14 protein-coding genes are annotated in these 13,680 nt (G+C 33.3%); 6 read left to right on the plus strand and 8 right to left on the minus strand.

Annotated elements, in window-relative coordinates:
* Positions 1–4 precede the first annotated feature (4 nt).
* From rpsG to IV513_RS07700, 3 genes are all read right to left on the minus strand, one after another.
* Entirely contained in the window at positions 5–481 is a 477-nt protein-coding gene (rpsG, locus tag IV513_RS07690; protein ID WP_089793327.1) for a 30S ribosomal protein S7, read from the minus strand.
* Between the two features lie 22 nt (positions 482–503).
* On the minus strand, positions 504–917 hold the full coding sequence (gene rpsL / locus IV513_RS07695) for a 30S ribosomal protein S12 (RefSeq protein ID WP_002983146.1): 414 nt from the start codon (positions 915–917) through the stop codon (positions 504–506).
* Positions 918–1,054: 137 nt separating this feature from the next.
* Positions 1,055–2,425, minus strand: a complete 1,371-nt coding sequence (locus tag IV513_RS07700; RefSeq protein ID WP_209390015.1) for a hypothetical protein — start codon at positions 2,423–2,425, stop codon at positions 1,055–1,057.
* Positions 2,426–2,563: 138 nt separating this feature from the next.
* Here IV513_RS07700 and IV513_RS07705 point away from each other — a divergent pair, with 138 nt between their 5' ends.
* The 4 genes from IV513_RS07705 to IV513_RS07720 all read left to right on the plus strand — a co-directional run bounded on the left by IV513_RS07705 (position 2,564) and on the right by IV513_RS07720 (position 6,749).
* Entirely contained in the window at positions 2,564–3,040 is a 477-nt protein-coding gene (locus IV513_RS07705) for a Dps family protein (RefSeq protein ID WP_209390016.1), read from the plus strand.
* A gap of 84 nt (positions 3,041–3,124) precedes the next feature.
* Entirely contained in the window at positions 3,125–4,303 is a 1,179-nt protein-coding gene (gene pncB, locus IV513_RS07710; RefSeq protein WP_209390017.1) for a nicotinate phosphoribosyltransferase, read from the plus strand.
* Positions 4,304–4,556: 253 nt separating this feature from the next.
* Entirely contained in the window at positions 4,557–5,915 is a 1,359-nt protein-coding gene (locus IV513_RS07715) for a DNA recombination protein RmuC (RefSeq protein ID WP_209390018.1), read from the plus strand.
* Positions 5,916–5,981: 66 nt separating this feature from the next.
* Positions 5,982–6,749 (plus strand): RNA methyltransferase, encoded by a 768-nt coding sequence (locus IV513_RS07720; RefSeq protein ID WP_209390019.1) that lies wholly within the window; start codon positions 5,982–5,984, stop codon positions 6,747–6,749.
* A gap of 110 nt (positions 6,750–6,859) precedes the next feature.
* Here IV513_RS07720 and IV513_RS07725 read toward each other — a convergent pair whose 3' ends face one another.
* Positions 6,860–7,132, minus strand: a complete 273-nt coding sequence (locus IV513_RS07725; RefSeq protein WP_209390026.1) for a hypothetical protein — start codon at positions 7,130–7,132, stop codon at positions 6,860–6,862.
* 185 nt (positions 7,133–7,317) lie between these two features.
* Between IV513_RS07725 and IV513_RS07730 the strand changes: the two genes are divergently transcribed.
* Together IV513_RS07730 and IV513_RS07735 are read left to right on the plus strand one after the other, a co-directional pair.
* Positions 7,318–8,484 carry a hypothetical protein gene (locus IV513_RS07730; protein ID WP_209390020.1) on the plus strand — a complete coding sequence of 389 codons (1,167 nt, stop codon included), beginning with the start codon at positions 7,318–7,320 and terminating at the stop codon, positions 8,482–8,484.
* Positions 8,468–9,043 (plus strand): hypothetical protein, encoded by a 576-nt coding sequence (locus IV513_RS07735; RefSeq protein WP_209390021.1) that lies wholly within the window; start codon positions 8,468–8,470, stop codon positions 9,041–9,043. Before IV513_RS07730 ends, IV513_RS07735 begins: the two co-directional genes overlap by 17 nt.
* Here the strand turns inward: IV513_RS07735 and IV513_RS07740 are convergent.
* The 4 genes from IV513_RS07740 to IV513_RS07755 all read right to left on the minus strand — a co-directional run bounded on the left by IV513_RS07740 (position 8,995) and on the right by IV513_RS07755 (position 13,538).
* Positions 8,995–9,567, minus strand: coding sequence for a 5-formyltetrahydrofolate cyclo-ligase (locus IV513_RS07740; RefSeq protein WP_209390022.1), 573 nt, complete (start codon positions 9,565–9,567; stop codon positions 8,995–8,997). The two genes, IV513_RS07735 and IV513_RS07740, sit on opposite strands and share 49 nt — an antisense overlap.
* Before the next feature lie 12 nt (positions 9,568–9,579).
* Positions 9,580–10,941 carry a rhodanese-related sulfurtransferase gene (locus IV513_RS07745; RefSeq protein WP_209390023.1) on the minus strand — a complete coding sequence of 454 codons (1,362 nt, stop codon included), beginning with the start codon at positions 10,939–10,941 and terminating at the stop codon, positions 9,580–9,582.
* A 303-nt stretch (positions 10,942–11,244) separates the two neighbouring features.
* On the minus strand, positions 11,245–13,041 hold the full coding sequence (locus IV513_RS07750; protein ID WP_209390024.1) for a T9SS type A sorting domain-containing protein: 1,797 nt from the start codon (positions 13,039–13,041) through the stop codon (positions 11,245–11,247).
* A gap of 356 nt (positions 13,042–13,397) precedes the next feature.
* A complete protein-coding gene (locus tag IV513_RS07755; protein ID WP_209390025.1) occupies positions 13,398–13,538 on the minus strand; it encodes a hypothetical protein in 141 nt (46 codons plus the stop codon).
* Positions 13,539–13,680 lie beyond the last annotated feature (142 nt).

Consider the following 13,680-nt stretch of genomic DNA (forward strand, 5'->3'; position numbering starts at 1 on the left):
CAGATTAGAATTTGAAGTGCGAGAAAGCCTTGTTAGCTTCCGCCATTTTGTGAGTATCAGTTTTCTTTTTGAAAGCTGCACCTTCTTCTCTTGAAGCTGCTACAACTTCGTTAGCTAATTTCAAAGCCATAGACTTATCATTTCTGGCTTTAGAATATTTGATTAACCATTTCATCGCCATAGAAATTTTTCTATCCGCTCTGATTGGCATTGGAATCTGGAAGTTAGCACCACCTACTCTTCTGGAACGTACTTCTACGTGAGGCATAACGTTTGTTAATGCATCTTTCCAGATTTCAAGAGATGTTTTTTCTGTATCTCCTTTTTTAGTTTCTACGATATCCAACGCATCATAGAAAATTTTGAATGCGATTGACTTCTTACCGTCAAGCATTAGGTTATTTACGAATCTCGTTACCAATTGATCATTAAACTTTGGATCTGGTAACAACGGTCTTTTTTTCGCTTTTGTCTTTCTCATTGTTTTGTACCTTATTTAATGATTATTTTTTCTTTCCTTTAGCTGGCGCTGCAGCAGCTTGTCCTGGTTTAGGTCTCTTAGCACCGTACTTAGATCTTCTCTGAGTTCTTCCATTTACACCTGCGGTGTCTAATGCACCTCTTACGATGTGGTAACGTACTCCCGGTAGGTCTTTCACCCTTCCGCCTCTTACCAATACTATCGAGTGCTCTTGAAGATTATGTCCTTCGCCCGGGATATAAGCGTTGACTTCTTTACCGTTAGAAAGTCTTACCCTTGCAACTTTTCTAAGTGCAGAGTTAGGTTTCTTAGGTGTGGTAGTATATACTCTTGTACATACTCCTCGTCTTTGTGGACAAGAATCAAGGGCAGCCGATTTGCTCTTCTTGGCAAGCGTGGCTCTTCCTTTTCTTACTAATTGTTGAATAGTAGGCATTTAATTGCTTTTTATTTTAGGGTGCAAAAATAATAATATTTTTTTAATTAACAAGCAGTTATAAAAATAAAAGTAAGTTAGTTGCATAAAAATTAATACAATGATAAAATTCCAAACTACAATTATGAATCTGAATATTAATCGAATTTTATCTGAGATGTGTAAAGAACTTTCGATTTGTCTTGAACACTATCATTCATTAGCCATTTAATTTTCGGATTCAATGTTCCCACAATATTTTCCTTAATAGTCCCTTTTTGCTTGTTGGTATGCTTATAATAAAAAACTTTATCAATCCCCAAAATTTGGTATGATGTTATAGTTTCAATATGTTTTTCATTATTATATAAATATTTCTTGTCTTTAAATTTTACCATTTGAGGTTCTATTTTACTTTTATTTTTCAAATAATTATCTGCATCTTTTAAATTATAAGCCGCAATAAAAACAAAAAAGAAGCATGCAATTCTCCAGAGGTACTTATCTGAATTTACATTTTTAAAATACAAAATGAGAAATGAGAAAAACAGACAGATATTTGCTGCAGCCATCATTCTTACATTCATTTCCTCAATTTGCTGAAACCAGCCGGAAATTAATAAAGCAAAAGCATAGATACAAGACATACACCATAATAGTATATGAAAATAGTATAGCGAATCGTTTTTAGCTTTTCTGAAAAATTGGAGTAAGTAAGCAAATATCACCACATCTACTACAAAAATAAGAAATTGAAATGCCATACTTGCAAAACTCACAGAAGAGGGCTTTATTCCGATAAATGGATTTACTACATTAATAACTCCAAGAACACTCCTTATTATATCAATTGGTAGGTTTGTCATAGACACTCCCCGCAAATTCTCGCCGGTAAAAGTTCCAAATACTAAATAATTAAACAGCAGATAAGAAAAAATTCCTGTTCCGGATATAATTCCAAAAAGCATCAATGGTTTAAAATAGAATGCTTTTCTTATTTTGAAAAACATCAGCACAAAAAATAATAGAAAAGATGCATATATATAGATTCCCGAATACCTTACAGAAAACATTACTATTAAAATAATTGAAGCCATTACTGCATTCTGAAAGCCTCTTTTTTTTTCAGCAAAAATCTGATGCAGAAAATAAAAAAGAAAGTACAGCAGAAAAATAAACGGACCTTCCGACATCGCTTGGAGAAATACAAAAAAACAGGTTTTCCCCGTAAACAGCAAAACAGTTTCCCGAAAATAAAATTTCCTGAAATAAGAAAAACCCAGAATACCGATAACAAAAAGAATATTCAGAATTTTTGAAGCACAAAACCAATCGTGTACAACATTATATAAAACCCTCAACAATATAGGATAGCCCAAAGGAAAAAGATTGGTTTCAGGATTTGGCAAATCTGCTGCGATACCAAAATAAGAAAGACTGTCGGCTCCAATCCCGCCATTTGAGAAGAAAAAAGGCTGCAAAAAATAGACAATTACTATTATTACGGCTAGAATTTTATATTTAAACATCCTTTACTTATTAATTTTTCACAATAATAAGAAATCTAAATGGTACCTTTTTCAAAAATTTATCAATAGCCAACATCTATCGGACAAACCCATATTTCGGCATAATATTTCCTGTTACTGTCGCAAATAAATAAACTTATGAAAAACGCTAACATTATCGGTCTTAAAGAACAGGACTGTCAGGAAATTTCAGAAAAGCTCAACATCCTTTTGGCTAATTATTCCGTATTTTATCAAAACACAAGAGGTTCTCACTGGAATATTAAAGGAGAACAGTTTTTTACCCTTCATCCAAAATTTGAAGAACTTTACAACAGCTTGGTATTGAAAATTGATGAAATTGCAGAAAGAATTCTTACTTTGGGTGCTACTCCGGCTCACAATTATTCAGACTATCTTCAGGTATCTACCATTAAGGAAAGCAAAGAAGTAAGCGATGGAAATAAAAGTGTGGAAATCATCTTAAATTCTTTTAAAGTGGTAATAGATTTACAGAGAGAACTTTTAGAGCTTACAGAAAAGGCAGGAGACGAAGGAACAAATTCTCAAATGAGCGACTATATTACAGAGCAGGAAAAAGAAGTATGGATGTACAACTCTTACCTTGGCAAATAATATTATCGCATAAAACTAAAAAATCACCTAAATTTGGGTGATTTTCATTTATAATAACTAAATTTGCGTATAAATTACACAATAATGAGCAATGTACTTCTAAATTCGATTCTCGACAACGATTTTTATAAAATAACCATGCAGAATGCCGTGGTAAAACTTTTCCCAAGTTCTGTGGTAAAATATGAATTTATCAACAGAGGCAAACATCAATTCCCTGAAGGATTTGATGTGGCATTAAGAGAAGCCGTGAACAAAATGGCAGAACTTAGGCTTACGAAAGAAGAGAAGAAATTTATGGCAAGAACCTGCCCATATATAGATTTACCATATTTAGACTTTTTGGAAGGATATCATTATGATCCTTCTGAAGTAAAAATTCAACAAGACGGAACAGAGCTTTCCGTAATCGTGGAAGGACTCTGGTACAGAACAATTTTGTGGGAAGTACCATTATTATCTTTAATAAGCGAACTTCATTATGAAATGAATCACATGGAAAGAGATTCTAACGAAGTCGTTATGAAAAGAACTCTAGATAAAGCAGAATCTCTGAATAACTTAGGCGTTACTTTTGCAGAATTCGGAACCCGAAGAAGACACTCTTATAAAGTACAGAATTTGGTAATGGAGGCTTTAACTAAAAATAAACGCTCTACATTTATCGGAAGTTCTAATGTTCATTTTGCCATGAAATACGGAGTAAAACCGATTGGAACACACGCTCACGAATGGTTCATGTTTCATGCAGCAGAATACGGATTCAAAATGGCAAACCAACTGGCTTTAGAACATTGGGTAGATGTTTACCGCGGAGATTTGGGTGTTGCCCTTTCAGATACATACACTACAGATGTCTTTTTCCAGCAATTCGACAAAAAATTTGCTAAACTTTTCGATGGCGTTCGTCACGACAGCGGAGATTCTTTAGAATTTGCAGATAAAACGATTGCCCACTACGAAAAACACGGCATTAACCCATTATTCAAATACATTATTTTTTCGGATGGTTTAAATCTCGAAAAAGTTGAAGAAATCACCAATTATTGCAATGGAAAAATCGGAATTTCTTTCGGAATCGGCACCAATCTCACGAATGACGTCGGCTTAAAACCAATGAACATTGTTATGAAATTAATTGGCGTTCAATCGATTAACAAAGAATGGATTCCTACCGTAAAACTTTCGGATGAGCATGGTAAATACACAGGAGATCCTAAAATGATTGAACTTGCGAAAGAATTCTTAAGAATTAAAGATTAAATTTTATTGGGGCGCCTTTATCCGCCCTCCGTTCCCGCTTTTTTGCTATTGCGAACAACGAAGGTCATCAGATTAAAATTCTCGTGTATCGCAATAACAAAAAGAGCTCCACTCAGGTCGGGGCGTATGCAATTCAACGGTAAAATAACAACCACATAACATTTTTTCAGACCTCGAAGGCTTATCAATCTTTGAGGTTTTTTTGTGGAAAAGAAAAATTTTCTAAGACTAGTTTCTTTTGTAATTTTGAATAATGGAATTTCTATATCTTTTCGTTGGAGTAATTTTAGGCTTTATTGTAGCCTATTTTTTAATAAAATCAAATTCAGTTTCCAGAAAACAATTTGATGAACTTCATACTACCAATATTCAGAACCAAGCCAATCTTAATCATCTAAATTTAAAAATACAGGAGCTAAACCAAACGGTTTCACAGGAAAAAGATATCAATCTTCAGCTTTCAGATCTTTTAAGTGATCTAAAAAACGAATTTGCAAAAGTATCAGCAGAAAATACTTTTCTTAAAAACCAAAAAGAAGAAACAAAAAAAATTCAGGAACAAGGACAACTTCAGTTTGAAAATTTAGCTAACAGAATTTTAGAAGAAAAAACCGAAAAATTCACTGTTTTAAATCAAAATAACCTTAAAAATATTCTAGAACCCTTTCAGGAAAAAATAAATGACCTTAAAAACCGGGTTAATGAAGCTTATGAAAAAGAAAACAAAGAAAGATTTTCTTTAGCCGAAAAAGTAAAAGAACTTGCTTTGCTTAACCAACAGATTTCGGAAGACGCAAAAAGACTTACCAAAGCCCTGAAAGGTGAAAGTAAAACCCAGGGAAACTGGGGTGAAATGATTTTGGAAAGCATACTGGAAAAATCCGGACTGGTAAAAGGCAGAGAGTATTTTCTGGAACACGAACTTAGAGATGAAGACCATAAAGCTATCTTTTCAGAATTTTCAGGCAAAAAAATGCGTCCCGATGCCGTTGTAAAGTATCCCGACGAAAGAAATGTAATTATAGATTCTAAAGTTTCTCTTACCGCTTTCACAGAATTGGTAGATGAAACCGATCCTGAAACTTATCAGATTAAAATCAATCAGCATTTATCTTCCGTAAAAAATCATATTAATCAGCTGAGCCAAAAAGCATACGACGATTACGGAAAATCTCTGGATTTTGTAATGATGTTCATCCCAAGTGAGCCAGCTTACATTGCAGCGATGCAAGCAGATCAAAACCTCTGGAATTTCGCTTATGACAGGAGAATTTTACTGCTCAATCCCAGTAATTTAATTACTTCACTCAAACTGATAGCAGATTTGTGGAAAAGAGAATATCAAAACAGAAATTCTATAGAAATAGCCGATCGTGGAGCTAAGCTGTATGATAAATTTGTTGGTTTTGTAGAAAATCTGGAGAAAGTGGGAAAAAGTCTGGATCAGGCAAAAAATATTTACAATGATGCCTACAAGCAACTTTATACCGGAAATGATAATCTTGTAATTCAGACTCAAAAATTAAAGGCTTTAGGAATTAAAAATAAAAAAGAACTCCCGCAAAGCTTAGTCGAAACAAGAGAAAATCTACCCGAAAACACGGAAGAATAATCTACATTCCTTACAGCAGACCAATAAGACTTTTTGTTAACTGCAAATTTTACCTAATTTTGCAACATGTTAATAGAAAGCTTTCAAAACGAAAAAGTAAAATATATTTCTAAACTTCTTACAGACAACAGATTTAGAAAGAAATCTGGTTTTTTTGCGGTAGAAGGACAGCAGGAAAACGAACGTGCCTTAAAATACAATTTTGAAGCTGTAGAATTTTATATTTGCGAACAGATATTCCAAAAAGATTTACCCAAAGGGAAAATCCATTTAATCAGCGATAAAGTGTATGAAAAAATAGTTTATCGTGGTACTTCAGAAGGAATTATCGGCGTTTACAAAACAAAAGAAAGCCACTTGTCGGCATTTATCCCAAAAGATAATTCCACTATTATTGTTGTGGAAGGTGTAGAAAAACCCGGAAATTTAGGTGCAATTCTCAGAAGCTGCGAAGCATTTGGAATAGATGCGTTAATTGTATCAGATGGCAAAACAGATTTTTTTAATCCCAATGTAATTCGTTCAAGCGTTGGATGTCTTTTCGGAATGGAAGTTTTTCAGGCAGAAAATCAGGAAACAGTGGATTTTCTTCAAAAAAATAAGTTCAATATCTATACAACAATTATGGATAATACTTCCGAAGATCTTTATACTAGAGATTTTAAGCAGAAATCTGCTATTTTATTTGGAACAGAGCATTCCGGATTGAGCGATTTTTGGGTGGGAAAAGGCAAAAACACTCTTATACCGATGGCTGGAAGTATAGATTCTTTAAATCTTAGTAATGCTGTTGCAATTACCTGTTATGAAACTTTAAGACAGAAAAAATCTTAATGATTATACTAGATTAATTAAATTGCACGACAGAAAAATTTTAAAACTGTAAACAACAAAAAAACCGCTTCGTAAACGAAACGGTTCTTTTATTTTAAAGTTGGAGTTAATTATTTCTTAACTTCTTCTTTTTTAACTTCGTTTTTCACTTCAGTTTTAACTTCTTCTTTAGCGTTTTTAGCTTCAGTTTTAACTGAATCTACAGCAGCGTTAGCGTTAGTTTTGATAGAATCTACAGCAGCAGTTTTAGTAGAATCGATAGCGTTAAGAGTAGAATCTCCTTCAACTTTTAAAGAATCTGTTTTAGTTTCTGTAGCATCACCTTTTTTACAAGCAACTAAAGAGATAGCAGCGATAGCAGCTACGAATAATGACTTTTTCATAATCAATTAAATTTAATTTTGTTAATATTGTTTTTTAAAATCTTTTTCTCTGTTCGGTTATTTGAACAAGACAAAGGTATAGCAGATAGAAAGTTTGTTTATGAAAAATAATTGTAATACCTTTGTAAAACAGTTTTACAATTAATTATAACTGAAAATCAATATTTTAACTACTTTTTGATAAAGTGACCGATTTAGAACTATTACATTTTGAAGAGCTGAAAAAAGATGTTCAGGCTCAATATTTAAAAGATCACTCCCCATCTTATGATGATATTTCTAAATGGAAGGGGATTGACATCATATATTTTCAGGAAGATTTGCGAAAAAAAGCAAAAGGAAACATCAGCGAAAAATCTTTTTACACCTATTTCAAATCTTCTCCCGTTACCAAACTTCCGAGAATAGATATGCTCAATTTATTGAGTATTTATGCGGGATACAGCTCGTGGTATGAATTCAAGAAAAAACATCTTTTTGCTGATGAAATTCTTTCAGAAGATAAGGATTTGAATGATGATGAACTTCAGGAATTGGAAAAAACAATTTCCAGTGCATTAAATCTGCCAGAAACGGATCAAACTCCATCAAAAATCATCAAAACCGAGGCTAAAAATGATGATTTACAAAATAATAATTCTGATAATCAGACAATTAAAGAAAAAAACAATTCTCAGGAAAACAGTTTACAATCGTTAAAAAAAGAGCAAAAAAAGAACTATCAAAAAGCAATATGGATTGCGGCAAGCTCGATTTTTATTGTTTTAGCCGGACTTTTAGGATTTAAAGATGAAATTTTTCAAAAAACTTATACTTACTGTTTTACTGATGCCGATAGAAATCTGAGTGTACAAAGAGATATTGAAATTAAAGTTATTAAAGAAAACGAATCTCCTATTTTCTATAGAATTAAGCCTGGAGAGTGCTTTGTATATCCTTCAAAGGATAAAAATCTCAAAATGCAGATCAGTTCTACCGTTTACGAAAACTTAGAAATCAATAGAAATCTCGAAAACGCTCCAGAAAAAGAAACGATTGCTTTAAAACCAGACGATTATAAAATGGCGGTCTACTATTTTTCTATTAAAGACATCCAGGGAGCCAATACCGAAGAATTGATAAAGCAAAAAAGAAAACAGCTGGAAAGCCGCATTAGCAATGATGCAGTGATTACTCAGGTGTATGACAGTGATATCTACGGTGTTGAAACACTCGATAAGCAGAAATATATTACTCTTGTAACCACACCAACCACTTCTTTAAAGAATCTGAAGTTGATTGAAATGAAAAAAGATAAAGGAAAAATTGTTTCGATAAAATTTAAAATCTCTAACAATGAAAACAATCAGTAAAATTTTGTTTTTCAGCATAATAATTGGCTTAGCTGCCCTTTCCTGTGTAAAAAAAGAAACGGAATCTCTAAGCGATCTCCAAAAACTGAGAAACACCAATAACAGAATTGTGCAAATGGACAGTGCACAGGCGATTAATACTATTACTCAACAAAAAATTCAGGAAGTTTTGGATTTGTCTGCGCTATATTTATCTGGAAATAGAAATACCGAAATAGATACCGCAATTTATTCTCAGATGGAAAAATACTTCCAGAAACCTGACTCTTTAACCTTTAAAGACCTTTTTAAAGAGCTGGAAAGTCTTAAAGTAAAAAAAGCGATGGTAAACTCTATTAATGTATATCAGCAAATAAAAAATAAGGATACTTTAAATCTTGCAAAATTTAATGTAGAATATTTTGACAACCAAAATAAATCGATTGGAATTTTTGAAAGAAATGCTCAATATACTTTAGTATCTAAAGAAATTCAGTTTAAAAAAGAATTCAAATTTTATTTTACGAATTTTTATTTTAAGCCTAAAAAAGACAGCACTTCCGTTGGTGTCACCAAATAATCTAAGGGAATATCTTCTTCTCTCACGTCATCAATCATATCTTCGGGGTTAAAATAATTAACTCCGATTTTTTTTGAGGTAGAAGAAATATTTTCAAAAAAAGAATCGTAAAATCCTTTTCCGTAGCCAACTCTATTTCCCGCCGAATCGCAGTATAATAGCGGCGTAAGAACATAATCAAAGTCTAGAACTGCAGAATCTATGGAAGAAACCGGTTCGGAAATACCCCAATGATTTGTTTCAAAAGCGGTATTTTCGAAAATTTCCACAGAAATAAGATGCTCTCCTACTACTTTCGGGACGAAAACCCTAATTGCATTTTGCAGACAGTAATCAATAAAAAATTCGGTTTTAACTTCTTTAAATTTATCAATCGGAATAAACAAATGAACTTTATCTCCTGGTTTCAGCTGAAAATAAGCCTGAAAATTCTTAAAAATATCATTAGAAAACGATAAAACCTCATCTTTCGACAAGGTTTTTCTTTTTTCCATATATCTTTTTCTTAGATCTGCTTTAAGCATTAAAAGAATAATTTAAGAAGGTTGAATAATTTTATAAAGCTTATCAGACAATCTTGTTCTGAAAGGAACTTCAAAAGTGATTTGATCTCCGGAATTTGCAGTTTCCACCTGAACACCATTTGCAAATAAATCAGCAATTACAATCTCCTGTTCCCCAGTTGTAGGACCAGAAATAAGCACTTTATCTCCAACAGAAAGAGTTTTGTTACTCAGTATAAACTGTGCAACTTTTGCATTTTTAAAATAATGTTCAGATTTTCCGATAAGAACTTTTTTCTGTTTGATTTTTTGGCGGACATCGTTCGAGATTGCTTTAGCTAAAGGCTGATCCGAAAGATTCCCGGATTTTTTATATACTAATGAATCCGATTTTCCTTTTCTGAAAACTTTATTACCAACCTGCTTACCTTTTCTGAGTTTTTTCTGTTCCTCTGCCGGCAAATGTATAATTTCTAAACATTCGGTAGAACAACAGTTTTCCATAGCGGCTTTACAATCATCACACTGAATAAAAAGAAGATGACATGCATCGTTTGCACAGTTGGTATGATTATCACACGGTTTACCGCACTGATGACATTGAGAAATAATATCATCGGTAATTCTTTCTCCCAAACGGTGGTCGAATACAAAGTTTTTACCAATAAATTTACTCGAGATATTATCTTCTTTTATCTGACGTGTATATTCTATAATTCCTCCTTCAAGCTGATATACATTTTTAAAACCTTGATGCTTGAAATAAGCACTTGCTTTCTCACAACGAATTCCTCCGGTACAGTACATCAAAAGATTTTTATCTTCTTTGTAATTCTGAAGCTGTTCGTTTATAATAGGTAAACTTTCTCTGAAATTTTCTACATCCGGAGTAATAGCTCCTTCAAAATGCCCTACTTCACTTTCATAATGATTTCGGAAATCTACAACAATAGTATTCGGGTCATCCAAAAGCTGATTAAACTCTTTGGCTTTAAGGTGAATTCCTTTGTTGGTAACATCAAAAGTCTCGTCATTAAGACCATCTGCTACAATTTTATTTCTAACTTTAATGGTAAGTTTAAGGAAAGAATGATCGTCTTGCTCTACAGCAACATTCAGACGAATGCCTTTCATGAAATCATATTCTTCCAGCGTATTACGAAAAGCCTCAAAATTATCCGCAGGCACACTCATTTGAGCATTAATGCCTTCATGAGCAACATAAATACGTCCAAGAGCATCTAGTGCATTCCAGGCTATAAATAAATCGTCGCGAAATTTTTTAGGATTTTCAATTTTGGCATACGCATAGAAAGACAGTGTAAGACGTTCCTGACCGGCTTCGTCGATAAGTTTAGCTCTTTCTTCTGCGCTTAAAGTGTTGTACAGTTGCATGCTATAAACTTTTTAAGTGAGAAAAATTTTTGCAAAGATAAACATTTTCAATAATTATGATATTTTAAAAGCAAGATTGGTCACGACAATCGCATTTAAAACCGTTCTAAAAACCTTTAAGAAAGGAATAGAAAGGATTTATGTTTAAAACACATATCAAGATTCCGCCCTTTCAGGGCTTTTCTTCACTTTTGTATTTTCTTAGGGCTATGCCTATTGACAGAGCCCTTTCTGGGCTTTTTTAAAAGCGAACGCCGTGAAGATTGGTTGTTTTTAAGATTTAGAAACAAAAAATCCTCAAGCTCACTTCACCAGCATTTTAAATATCTTTACGGGTTCTTTTTTACTGTTTTTTAGAGTAAGAACATAGCTTCCTTTAGAAAGTATTTTGCTTAGATTAAAGTTTTGTACTTCTGCTTTCCCCATAGCTATATCTGCCAACATTCTTCCTGAAGAATCGTAAATAGTAAAACTACATTGCTCTTTAGATAGAATACTTCCCTTTAAAGAGAAAGCACCGTTATTTGGGTTGTCGAAAAGCTTCAAATCATTCTGCTTTGCAGCTTCTTCTGTAGAAAGTAGATTAGCTGAAAACTTGGCAAGATAACTTACATACGGACCATAAGTATACGTAGAAGATGATGGAGAAATAATGCTGTTTTGTAAAGCATTTTGCGTAAAACCATTTTCTGATGGGGTATAACCGTAAAGAAAAAAAGCATCTGACTTGTTGGAAAACTGCCCATACACATATACTGGTTGGGTTCCTACATTCGCAATATATGCTCCATAATAAGAAGTAAAAAGACGATTGCCATCGGTATCGAACATTGAGAAAACAATATCACTATTACTACTATTAGGTTTGGTATTTAAATAAGCTCCCGGAGTTGCCATGTTGATTGCTCCGTTTTGAAGATGGGTTATTAATATTTTACCGTATTTTACATCTAAATGACCGCTACCATTCCATCCATAATTACCATCATCATCGGGAGAGCCATAATAAGTACCCCAAATTCTTTCTCCCTGCATTCCGAATTTAGCAATATACAGGTCTATACCACCCGGTTGCTGAGACTGATAAGCTCCTGAGCTTGCATAATAACCATTGGTATTAAAATTAAAAGGATTTATAAACCCTAAAATATAAAGCCCATCTGCCTGCGCCGCAATTGACTGGATGGTTGTATTCCCATTTTCATTTGGCGAAGCGTAAAAAGTAACCCATTGCAATGCGCCGGTAGTCGCATTCAAGTTTAAAATCACATTCGCAGCTGGAGATACCTGAAAAGCCCCTTGTGTTGCAGTAATAGTTGAACTATTAATGTTATATGAAGATGTAAAGTATAAATTATTGCCATATACACAAAATCTTCCTTCATTATATGCATTATTTGGAACATATGTCGCCCATATTTTTTGCCCAATAGGATTGAGCTTTACCACAAAACCTTTAAAATTAGTAGAATAGGTAGGGTATGCTGTTCCTGCATCTCCTAAGTTTTGCCATTGGGTATATCCCTTTATATATATATTTCCAGCAGCATCGGTAATTAGACAATCTGAATCTATATTTACATACTCAGAAGCATTGTTTGCATTCGGGATATAAGTTCTCCATAATAAATTATTATTAGCATCATATTTTTCTAACAGGTAGTTATTAAAAGGAGCCGTTTCTACACCAAAAGATAACCAGGCTCCTGCCGTAGGTATCCCGTTACTGACAATCTTAAAATAATTTCCATCTTTATCCCTATGGATCATGGAGGAACTGCGGTATCCAAAAGACTGTAATGCCGTACCGGAAGATGATACTCTTGAGACATAGAAATTAACGTTATAACTATTTAAACCAAACTGAAAACCTTGTTCATTCGGGGTAATAAACTGGTTATAATAAGCCGCAGAAGGTACCGGAGAAATATTAGCCGTTTTTACAACCCCGTCTAAAACCAAAGTATTCTTATCTTCAAACAATCTGCCAATCTTTCCGTTTACTCCACCTAAATACGTTCCCCAATCCCTATTGTAGTTAAAAGTTTGGGCAGTACCAAGTACTGCCACAAACAAAAACAAATATTTTAGACTTTGCATTTTTTCTATTTTACAATTACCCAATAATCTCCGCCCATCGTGAAAGCATGAGCGACAAAATCATAATTATTACCATTTAAAGTGCCGGATCCATTAATAACAGATGCATTAGTTGATATACATGAAGATACAAAACCAACAGAACCAGTTAAAGGAGATGACGCATTATAATTGTTTGAATCATTTAATTCAAAATCAACACGATCCCAAACTGTATTCTGAACTTGAGCGTCGTTTTCATCTAGTGGATTATATGGCGAATTGTTACTAACATTTGTCCACGCAACAATGGTATTTGCGTAAGGAAAATTTCCTCTTTGTATTTTTTCTTCGGGAGTTTCTCTGTTTTCAGAATTTCATAGGCTTTTTATCGCCTTTTCAAAGTTTACAACATCTGGAGACTTTCCAGATTGGTAAGAAACTGCGGCAAGTTGCTCATTGTTGCAAGATGCCAAAAAAGCCAAAATAAGGCTTCCGGTAATAAATGATGTTTTCATGAAATTATTTTATTGGATTTTAATTCAATAAAAATAGAAAATAAAAACTCGTAGTGCATTATCAAACGAGATTTATTTTTAGGTTGTTTATATTTCTATCAAAAATAAATCTATTCAAAAACTGAATAGTTGTAAGGGTTGT

This window comes from Chryseobacterium sp. RR2-3-20, from assembly GCF_017808115.1.
In the GTDB taxonomy this organism is placed as follows: Bacteria; Bacteroidota; Bacteroidia; order Flavobacteriales; family Weeksellaceae; genus Chryseobacterium; species Chryseobacterium oryzae.

What these genes read in the sequence shown, in the direction of transcription:
- rpsG (WP_089793327.1), bottom strand. Translation starts at nt 481, where the DNA reads ATGAGAAAGACAAAAGCGAAAAAAAGACCGTTGTTACCAGATCCAAAG.
- rpsL (WP_002983146.1), bottom strand. Translation starts at nt 917, where the DNA reads ATGCCTACTATTCAACAATTAGTAAGAAAAGGAAGAGCCACGCTTGCC.
- IV513_RS07700 (WP_209390015.1), bottom strand. Translation starts at nt 2,425, where the DNA reads ATGTTTAAATATAAAATTCTAGCCGTAATAATAGTAATTGTCTATTTT.
- IV513_RS07705 (WP_209390016.1), top strand. Translation starts at nt 2,564, where the DNA reads ATGAAAAACGCTAACATTATCGGTCTTAAAGAACAGGACTGTCAGGAA.
- pncB (WP_209390017.1), top strand. Translation starts at nt 3,125, where the DNA reads ATGAGCAATGTACTTCTAAATTCGATTCTCGACAACGATTTTTATAAA.
- IV513_RS07715 (WP_209390018.1), top strand. Translation starts at nt 4,557, where the DNA reads ATGGAATTTCTATATCTTTTCGTTGGAGTAATTTTAGGCTTTATTGTA.
- IV513_RS07720 (WP_209390019.1), top strand. Translation starts at nt 5,982, where the DNA reads ATGTTAATAGAAAGCTTTCAAAACGAAAAAGTAAAATATATTTCTAAA.
- IV513_RS07725 (WP_209390026.1), bottom strand. Translation starts at nt 7,132, where the DNA reads ATGAAAAAGTCATTATTCGTAGCTGCTATCGCTGCTATCTCTTTAGTT.
- IV513_RS07735 (WP_209390021.1), top strand. Translation starts at nt 8,468, where the DNA reads ATGAAAACAATCAGTAAAATTTTGTTTTTCAGCATAATAATTGGCTTA.
- IV513_RS07740 (WP_209390022.1), bottom strand. Translation starts at nt 9,567, where the DNA reads ATGCTTAAAGCAGATCTAAGAAAAAGATATATGGAAAAAAGAAAAACC.
- IV513_RS07745 (WP_209390023.1), bottom strand. Translation starts at nt 10,941, where the DNA reads ATGCAACTGTACAACACTTTAAGCGCAGAAGAAAGAGCTAAACTTATC.
- IV513_RS07750 (WP_209390024.1), bottom strand. Translation starts at nt 13,041, where the DNA reads ATGCAAAGTCTAAAATATTTGTTTTTGTTTGTGGCAGTACTTGGTACT.
- IV513_RS07755 (WP_209390025.1), bottom strand. Translation starts at nt 13,538, where the DNA reads ATGAAAACATCATTTATTACCGGAAGCCTTATTTTGGCTTTTTTGGCA.